6 protein-coding genes are annotated in these 9,525 nt (G+C 58.8%); 1 reads left to right on the top strand and 5 read right to left on the bottom strand.

The window, feature by feature from the left end; translation table 11 throughout:
• Positions 1 to 685: 685 nt before the first annotated feature.
• Positions 686 to 1,297, bottom strand: coding sequence for a protein-methionine-sulfoxide reductase heme-binding subunit MsrQ (gene msrQ / locus SLH49_RS00765; protein ID WP_320267272.1), 612 nt, complete (start codon positions 1,295 to 1,297; stop codon positions 686 to 688).
• Between the two features lie 10 nt (positions 1,298 to 1,307).
• Positions 1,308 to 2,207, bottom strand: a complete 900-nt coding sequence (msrP, locus tag SLH49_RS00760) for a protein-methionine-sulfoxide reductase catalytic subunit MsrP (RefSeq protein ID WP_320267271.1) — start codon at positions 2,205 to 2,207, stop codon at positions 1,308 to 1,310.
• Positions 2,208 to 2,485: 278 nt separating this feature from the next.
• Here msrP and SLH49_RS00755 point away from each other — a divergent pair, with 278 nt between their 5' ends.
• Positions 2,486 to 2,959: a fasciclin domain-containing protein gene (locus SLH49_RS00755; RefSeq protein WP_320239280.1), complete on the top strand. Its 474-nt coding sequence runs from the start codon at positions 2,486 to 2,488 to the stop codon at positions 2,957 to 2,959.
• Positions 2,960 to 3,011: 52 nt separating this feature from the next.
• Here SLH49_RS00755 and SLH49_RS00750 read toward each other — a convergent pair whose 3' ends face one another.
• The 3 genes from SLH49_RS00750 to clpB all read right to left on the bottom strand — a co-directional run bounded on the left by SLH49_RS00750 (position 3,012) and on the right by clpB (position 9,374).
• A complete protein-coding gene (locus SLH49_RS00750) occupies positions 3,012 to 4,988 on the bottom strand; it encodes a thiamine pyrophosphate-binding protein (protein WP_320267270.1) in 1,977 nt (658 codons plus the stop codon).
• Positions 4,989 to 5,015: 27 nt separating this feature from the next.
• Positions 5,016 to 6,626 (bottom strand): glutamate synthase-related protein, encoded by a 1,611-nt coding sequence (locus SLH49_RS00745; protein WP_320267269.1) that lies wholly within the window; start codon positions 6,624 to 6,626, stop codon positions 5,016 to 5,018.
• A 135-nt stretch (positions 6,627 to 6,761) separates the two neighbouring features.
• Positions 6,762 to 9,374, bottom strand: a complete 2,613-nt coding sequence (clpB, locus tag SLH49_RS00740; RefSeq protein ID WP_320267268.1) for an ATP-dependent chaperone ClpB — start codon at positions 9,372 to 9,374, stop codon at positions 6,762 to 6,764.
• Positions 9,375 to 9,525 lie beyond the last annotated feature (151 nt).

Here is a 9,525-nt window from a genome sequence, read left to right as displayed (position 1 = left end):
GTTGTGCTTCTGGTTTCATCAGAAACCGAAAGCCGTACAAACAGTGAAGCTGACACCTTATCATCGGCCGAAGCCTAAAGGCGCGATATACAGACGTTGATCCATCGAAATGAACCAAACCGCCCACATATCTCTTCAGATATATCAATTTCAAACAGCGTAGAGACAAAAGAGACTAGATGCGCCCTAACTTTTTGGCGCGCCCCGCCTCGAATACCTCTGAATTTCTTAGTTCCGCCTCGTTTCCGTCCGTCTGCGTTTCCGCTTTAGTGTGGCCCGTCTGGCGTCCCGTTAGCGCCTCAGCGCCGCCGGTGAGGGGGGTTCTACGGATAGTGGCGGGTGCCCGCAACCCCTTTTTTCGAGAAAAATGCATTTTTTGTGACAAACCCGATTTTTCCCATGTTTTTGGGGGTTTGCGGCAATTTCCATACTGTGACGCCGGGTGAAACCGCAACTTTATTAGGCGGAAAAAGAACGCCGGATACAACATTTTGGGTTATCCACAGAGTCACCCACAAGACTCTCGCAGACTCGGTCCCGGATTCACGCTGAATCGATGCGATTCATATTTTCTTAACACTTCGAGTCGGGTGTTTTTCGTGCCGCAACCCGTGATTCCGCCTCCTGGAATCAAAAAACCCGGCGAGAATCTCGCCGGGTTCCGTGAATCAATCGCCTTTGCAGGTCAGGCGGGTTGCCGTCGCCACTCAAACGACACGTAGCGCGTGGCGACCAGCGCGCCGATGATTGCAAGGTAGATGATCGGCGCCCACTGGAAGCCACGGGCGAGCCAGAGATAGTGCAGCCCCCCCAGCACAGCGATCGGATAGGTCAGTTTGTGCAACTTCCGCCAGCTTGCCGCGCCCAGCTTGCGGATGGACAGGTTGTTTGACGTGAGCGCCAGCGGGATCATCAGCACAAAGCCCACCATGCCCACCGTGACATAGGGCCGTTTGACGATATCGGCCCAGATCCGTTCAACCGACTGTACATCCAGCACCGCCCAGACACTGAAATGCGCGAGCACCAGAAAGAAGGCGCTGACCCCGATGGCGCGGCGGAACTTCAAAAGGTTCACACCTGTCCATTTGCGCAGCGGCGTGACCAGCAGACCCAGCACCAAAAGCTGCAACGCCAGTTCGCCGTATTCGCGCTCCAAAGCGTTGATCGGCTCAACGCCCAATCCGCCGGTCAGGCCAAGGTAAAACATCCAGACCGTCCAGATCGCGCATACTATATATACAGTCCACGCGGGGACCTTGCGCAGCGCGCCGTTGATCGCTTGAGATGGGGTCACCGGGCTATCCTCAGATATCGACCGACAGGTCTTGGCCTGCATAAAGGCTCGCGACCTCTTTTTCGTAACCGTTGAACATTAACGTATCGATCCGAGGCGCGAAAAGGCCACCGCCGATGCGCCGTTCCGTCGCCTGCGACCAGCGTGGGTGATCGACGTTAGGGTTCACATTACTATAGAAGCCATATTCACGCGGATTGGCCTTGTTCCAGCTTGTTGGCGGCTCGTCCTCTTGCAGCGTGATCCGCACAATCGACTTGATCGATTTGAAGCCATATTTCCATGGCACCACCAAACGGATCGGAGCTCCGTTCTGGTTGTAGATCGGCTCATCATAGATACCTGTCGCCATGATCGTCAGCGGATGCATCGCTTCGTCCAGACGCAAGCCTTCGACATAGGGAAAGTCCAGCACGCGGCGCTGTACGCCGATCATGTTCTCAGGCTGCACGACGGTCTCAAAAGCCACATACTTCGCGCGCGACTGCACGCCGACCTTGTTCAGGATATCGGCCAGTTCGATCCCATTCCACGGGATTACCATCGACCACGCCTCCACACAGCGGAAACGGTAGATGCGGTCTTCGACCGTCAACCCATCGAGCAGATCACCCAAGGTGTACTCACCCGGATTGTCGACCAGACCGTCGACCTTGATCGACCAGGGGGAAGTGACCAGTCTGTGCGCGTTCTGCGCCGGATCGTTTTTGCCGGTGCCGAACTCATAGAAGTTGTTATAGGTCGTGATCTCTTCCAGCGTGTTCGGCTCAAGCGTGTTGGCGCTGGCACTGCCGGCTAGCCCGATGGCACCCAGGCCCACGGTCCCCGCCAGAATTTGGCGGCGGTTGAGGTAGACAGACTTGGGCGTGGCATCTGCCCGCGTCAGGTTATTGATCCAGCGATGTGCCATAAGGCCTCCGTTCGTTCCGATTCCCAAAAGCATATAGGTGAGAATGATTGAAAGGTGTCTCACGATGCCGCCAGAACGATGAAATGTTCGACAATCCGGCAGAAAAGATCACACTGTTTCACAGATATGTGACTGGAAATGTGCGAGCGCCGTGGCTTAGGCGCGCATCGCCTTGCGTCAAGCTGGATGGGCAGGTTTCCCCGGTGATCCGTGGCCACGATGCCACGTAAAGATCACGATGCTGAACAGAGGCATCGAAGAAACTGGGAGACTACCAAATGCTACGCAACACTTTCTTCGCTGTAACCGCCGCCGCCGTTGTCGCGACATCCGCATTCGCAATGGGTGAGAAGGATATTGTCGACACGGCTGCGGAGGCCGGATCATTCACGACATTGCTGACAGCTGCTGAGGCTGCTGGTCTGGTCGACACACTAAAGGGCGACGGCCCTTTCACGATCTTCGCGCCAACGGATGAGGCGTTTGCCGCATTGCCAGAAGGCACAGTTGAAGGTCTGCTGGAAGACCCGGAGGCACTCGCTTCCATCCTGACCTACCATGTTGTGCCGGGTAAGGTGATGTCCACCGACCTGACAAATGAAATGGAAGCGACTACCGTGAATGGCGCTGACGTGACCATCATGACCGAAGGCGGTGTGACCGTTGAAGACGCGAACGTTGTCACAGCTGACATCGAAGCATCCAACGGCGTGATCCATGTGATCGACTCAGTGATCCTGCCCGCAAGCTAAGGCGCACTCACCAAACGCACGAAAGCCCCGGCCTTGCGCCGGGGCTTTTTCGTCAGACCAGCTCTGCATCCGTCATGATCTCCACCAGAGCGGGGCCATCAATTGCCAATGCCTCCACCAGTGCGGCCTCCACCTGATCACCCTTGGTGACTTTGGTTCCATGCGCGCCACAAAGGCGTGCAAAGGCTGAAAATGACGGGTTGACCAGCGACGTTTCCCAGACCGGCCACTGCCCGGACCGTTGCTCTTTGGATATCTTGCCCAGCTCGTCATTATGCAAAAGGATGTGGGTGATATCCATGCCGTATTTGACGGCGGTGGTCAGTTCCATCGCATATTGACCAAAACCACCATCGCCCGAGATTGAGATCACCTTGCACCCGCGCAGATCATCGAAATCCTGCGTCGCCGCCCAGGCACCTAAGGCGGCGGGCAAAGAAAACCCGATGGAGCCCAGATAGCCCGACATCATGACGCGCTGTCCCTTGGTCTCAAAATACCGGCCAAAGGAATAGGTGTTGTTGCCCACATCGACGGCGATCAAGGCATCCTCTGGTGCGACACGCGACAGCGCGTCGAATATCGCTGCGGAATGTACTCCGCGCGCGCCCTCTTCCGCCAAGCGGCCCTGTTTCTCGGCGCGCCACATATCCCAACGCTCCGCCAATTCGCTGATCTGGTCCGGCGCGTCCGCGTTGCGTCTGACCGCAGGCGAAACCGCATCACAAAACGCCCCGATCTCTCCCCAAATCGGCAGCGTGACAGGGTGGAATTTACCCAATTGCATCCGCTCAAAGTCGACCTGGATCGTCTTCTTGCCGGGGTTGATGCCGGTGTGGTTGGAAAACGAAGCACCCAGCACGATCTGCACGTCACATTCATTCATGAACCAGCTCGCAATCGGTGTGCCGGACCGGCCCAAAACGCCCGCAGCATTGGGGTGGCTGTCGGGGATCAACCCTTTGCCCTTGAACGTCGTGACCACGGGTGCGCCGATCGCCTCGGCCATGGCGATGATCTGCTCGCGCGCCTCCCACGCGCCATGGCCGATAATCACCAAGGGACGCTTGGCGTCGTTAATCAGGTCAATCGCCGCCCCCACATCATCCGGCGCGGGAATGACAACCGGGCCAGACACCCGGCCCTCTGGCCCTTTGGCCGGGGCATCACTGGGATTAGTCTGCGTATCATCAGGGAAAATTAGATGTGCCACATCGCGTTCGATCAGTGCGGTCTTGCACGCGAGCGATGCCAGTTCTGCATGGTTTGACGTCGAAAGAACCGGTTGAGAGAATTTGCTGACCGCCTGAAAGGCCGATTTCAGGTCGATGTCCTGAAACGCACCGGGGCCAAAGACCTGCGTCTGCACCTGCCCGGTCAGGGCGATGACCGGCGCGCGGTCGACCTTGGCGTCCCACATGCCGGTTAACAGGTTCGTGGCGCCGGGTCCCGCAATCGCAAGGCATGCCGCAGGCTGCCCGGTCAGTTTGCCATAGGCCGATGCGGCAAAGGCCGCGGCCCCTTCATGGCGAATGCCGACATAGGACATCTGACCATCTACAGTCCGTCTGCGGATCGCATCAGCCAGCCCCAGGTTCGAATGACCCACCATGCCAAACACCCGTTTGACACCCCAGTTCACCAGCGTCTCGGCCATACAATCGGTCACGGTGCGCACGTGCGGAGGCTCAGCCTCAAGACCGATGAACACCTCGCCCTCACGCACCTCAACCGGATAGGTCTTTTGGCCCGTATCTTCATGCCCGCCCGGAGGCGCGCCGGTGAGCGGGTCAAAGTCCCAGCCATGCCACGGACAGCGGATCCAGCATTTATCATCGACGCCACGCTCAATCGTGCCTTCACCTAACGGGCCCTTCTGGTGCGGGCAGTGATTGTCCATCGCGGCCCATTGGCCATCGAAATGCGACAGGCACAGATAGACATTCTTGGCCGACACGGTTTTGACCCGGCCCTCGGGCAGGTCGGCGGGGCCTACACTGACCCAATCAAGTTCGCTTGTTTCTGTCATGCTTTCATCTTTCTCTTGTCTCGATGTTCAGGACAAACCGCCATAGGCGACACCCGATAAATCAGCCATCTCACGTTTCCAGGTGGTGAGGTCTGCTGCGCTGAATTCGGAAAGGTGCCCGTGACCGCAAGCACGTGCCATGACCTGCATCAGTTCGACGCTCGCCTCAAAAAAGTTGCTGAGTTGCTTGGCCGAGTTTTCAACGATGATCCGGCTGACAAGCTCCGGTCTTTGTGTGGCAATCCCGACAGGGCAGTTATTGGTGTGACAGGCCCGCATGGCGATGCATCCAATCGCCTGCATAGCAGCGTTCGAAACCGCGATCGCGTCCGCACCCAGCGCCCTGGCCTTGATGAAATCCGCCGGTTTGCGCAAGCCGCCAGTGATGATCAGCGACACGTCCTGGCGGCCCAAAGTGTCGAGATGCCTGCGCGCCCGAGCAAGCGCCGGGATCGTGGGAACTGAGATGTTATCGCGGAAGATGATCGGCGCTGCCCCGGTGCCGCCGCCCCGGCCGTCGAGGATGATGTAGTCGACCCCGACAGCAAGGGCCGCATCGATATCCTTCTCAATATGCTGGGCCGACAGTTTGTAGCCGATGGGAATGCCACCGGTTCTGTCCCGCACCTCATCGGCAAAATCCTTGATCTGCGCAGGCTCCGTCCAATCGGGAAAACGCGGGGGTGAGATCGCATCCTGCCCCGCGTCCAGTCCGCGCACCTCAGCGATTTTACCATGCACCTTGCTGCCGGGCAGGTGGCCGCCGGTGCCAGTCTTGGCGCCTTGCCCGCCTTTGAAGTGGAAGGCCTGAACCTTCTCTAGCTTGGCCCAATCAAAGCCGAACCGGGCCGAGGCCAGTTCGTAGAAATACCGTGAATTCGCCGCCTGTTCTTCGGGCAGCATGCCGCCCTCACCTGAACAGATACCGGTCCCCGCCATCTCGGCCCCCATGGCAAGTGCCACCTTGGCGGGTTCAGATAGGGCGCCAAACGACATGTCGGAGACGAAAAGCGGGATTTTCAGGCGGAGCGGTTTTTGCGCGTTCGGACCGATCACCACATCCGTGCCAACCGGATCATCATCTAACAGCGGCGCTTTATGTAGTTGCGCCGTAAGCAGCTGAATATCGTCCCACGACGGCAGCTCCGCACGCGGCACCCCCATCGCATCGACTTTGCCGTGATGGCCGGTTTTGGACAGCCCGTCGCGCGCATATTGCTGGATCAGTCCGTTATGCGGCTCTTCGGCGATGCCGTGCGAGGGGTCGGCGTAAAGCCCCAAATAGGCATCGCGGTTGTAGGGTTGCGGATGATCTTCGGCCCATGCTGCGATTTCATCGGCATCAACAACGATATCGTCACCCTCGACCCAGGCATTGAACTTCGGCAGTGCTTCCTCATTCGCATAGGCCGAGACTCCTGTGTCGAGCCGATAGTCCCAATTATGCACGCCGCAGATCAGGTCCTTGCCGCGCACGAAACCATCCGACATCAACGCGCCGCGATGCAGGCAGCGGCCATAGAAGACAGACACTTCATCATCGAAACGGACGACTACGAGGTCGACCTCACCCACCAGGGCATATTGCGGCTTGCGGTCGGGGAGTGTGCTGAGGCTGGCGACGGGGGTTTTGTTCATGGCTGGCCCTTCCAAACTGTTGCACATCAACAAAGCATGGAATGGGCGATACGCCTAGCGTTTGAATGTAATTACCACGATTCTACCACGGTTGGGTGCACCAATAAGGAAGGGCGCCCGAAGGCGCCCTGTCATCTAATGTACAACCGCATCGTCTGGCCGCAGTCGGTTTGAGGCCGCGAGCCTGTCACCGACAATCAGCCCATCGGCACCGGCACTGATCTGGATCGTGTCGCCGTCCATGACGTCGCCTGCGAGGATCATTTCAGCCAGTTGGTCCTGCAGCGCGCGTTGGATCACACGCTTCAGCGGACGTGCACCAAAGACCGGATCATAGCCTTCCTCGGCCAGCCATTTCTGGGCTGCTTCGTCCAAATCGATCTGGATGTTGCGTCCAGCGAGCCGTTTCTCCAGCCGCTTGAGCTGGATAGCGACGATCCCGGCCATGTCTTCGCGGGCGAGCCTGTCGAAGATGACCGTTTCGTCCAGACGGTTCAGGAATTCGGGCCGGAAATGCGCCCGCACCGCATCCATCACATCACGCTTGGCCTCCGACGCATCAGCACCGTCGGGCAACTGGCTGAGCGCCTGCGCCCCAAGGTTCGATGTCAGGATGATCAGCGTCTGCTTGAAGTCGACCGTACGGCCCTGACCATCGGTCAGCACCCCGTCATCGAGGACCTGCAACAGCACGTTGAACACATCCGGATGCGCCTTTTCGACCTCATCAAACAGGACAACCTGATAAGGACGACGCCGAACAGCCTCGGTTAGCACGCCGCCTTCGTCATAACCGACATAGCCCGGAGGCGCACCGATAAGACGGGCGACCGCGTGTTTCTCCATGAATTCCGACATGTCGATGCGAACCATCGCGCTGTCATCGTCAAAGAGGTATTCGGCCACCGCCTTGGTCAGCTCCGTCTTACCTACGCCGGTTGGCCCGAGGAACAGGAACGAACCCAAGGGCCGGTTCTCGTCGTTCAGACCCGCGCGGGCGCGGCGGACAGCGTTGGCAACCGAAGTCACAGCCGGTTTTTGGCCGATCACACGCTTGCCAAGTTCCTCTTCCATGCGCAGCAGCTTCTCGCGCTCACCTTCTAGCATCTTGCTGGTCGGGATGCCCGTCCAACGCTCAACCACTTCGGCGATCTGTTCGGGGCGCACGGCCTCTTCGACCATCAGGTCGTCATTCTCCTCAGCCTCGGCCAGCTTGCGTTCCAGCTCTGGGATCACGCCGTAGGAAAGCTCACCGGCCTTCGCCAGATTACCCTCACGCTTGGCGATATCCAGATCTGCGCGGGCGCGGTCGAGCCGTTCCTTGACCTCGCGCGTGCCCTCCAGCTTGTCGCGCTCGGCCTGCCACTTCGCCGTCATCTCGGAGGCGCGGTCGTTTAGGTCGGCGAGTTCCTTTTCGAGCCGTTCGAGCCGATCAACAGAGGCCTTATCATCCTCTTTCTTCAGCGCCTCGGCCTCGATCTGCAGTTGCAGGATCTGCCGGTCGAGCGCATCGAGTTCTTCGGGCTTGCTGTCCACCTCCATCCGCAAACGGCTCGCAGCCTCGTCCATCAAGTCGATGGCCTTGTCGGGCAGGAATCGGTCGGTGATGTAGCGATGCGAGAGCGTCGCGGCTGCCACCAAGGCGGCGTCGGCGATCCGCACGCCGTGGTGCAGCTCGTACTTCTCCTTGATGCCGCGCAGGATGCTGACGGTGTCTGTGACGGTCGGTTCTTCAACCATCAGGGGCTGGAACCGGCGCGCCAGAGCCGCGTCTTTTTCGACATACTTACGATATTCATCCAGCGTCGTTGCACCAACGCAGTGCAGCTCACCCCGCGCCAAGGCCGGTTTGATCAAGTTGGCGGCATCCATCGCGCCATCCGATTTGCCCGCGCCGACAAGCGTGTGCATCTCGTCGATGAACATGATGATCTCGCCAGCGGCGGCTTCGATCTCTTTCAGGACGGCTTTCAAGCGTTCTTCAAACTCACCACGGTACTTGGCACCCGCAATCAACGCGCCAATGTCGAGGGACATGAGCTTTTTGTTGCGCAGAGATTCTGGCACGTCGCCATCGACGATGCGCAAGGCGAGCCCTTCGGCAATGGCCGTCTTACCAACGCCCGGCTCACCGATCAGGACTGGGTTGTTCTTGGTTCGGCGGGAAAGGACCTGCATCGCACGCCGGATTTCCTCGTCGCGGCCAATGATCGGGTCGATCTTACCTTGTTCAGCCGCCTCAGTCAGGTCGCGCGCATATTTGGCCAGCGCCTCGAAACTGTCCTCGGCGGTCGCACTGTCAGCGGTGCGGCCCTTGCGGATATCGTTGATGGCCGCGTTCAGGGTTTGGGCCGTGACACCGCCAGCATCAAGCGCTTCTTTCGCTTTGGATTTCACGACAGCAAGGGCTGTCAAAAGGCGTTCCACGGGCACGAAGCTGTCGCCGGCCTTCTTGGCGAGCTTCTCGGCCTCATCAACGACCTTGGCGGTCAGGTTATCAAGGTAGATTTGCGCGGCGTCGCCGGTGACTTTTGGCAACTTGTCCAGTGTCGCATCTACGGCACCTTTGACGACACCAGCATCACCACCCGCGCGGGTGATCAGATTGGCGGCAAGCCCCTCTTCATCATCCATCAATGCTTTCAGCAGGTGTTCAGGCGCGAACCTTTGGTGGTTCTCACGCATTGCGATCGTCTGGGCAGCTTGCACGAAACCGCGCGACCGCTCGGTGAACTTGTCCAAGTTCATGGGTCTCTCCTTTATCAAGCGCCCGGTGATCAGCATGCCCGGCTTGGCGGCACATGCCCTTTTCGAGCCTCAGAGAAGAGATGGGCATTCATAGCGGTCCGCGCAAGTCTGCGGGGTCAGGAATTCCATACTGGAATTCAAAGCGCTTTGG

Origin of the sequence: Cognatiyoonia sp. IB215446 (assembly GCF_033963825.1) — a bacterium.
In the GTDB taxonomy this organism is placed as follows: Bacteria; Pseudomonadota; Alphaproteobacteria; order Rhodobacterales; family Rhodobacteraceae; genus Yoonia.
Note: the sequence above shows the minus strand (reverse complement) of the source record. Positions and strands in the feature narration are given on the sequence as shown.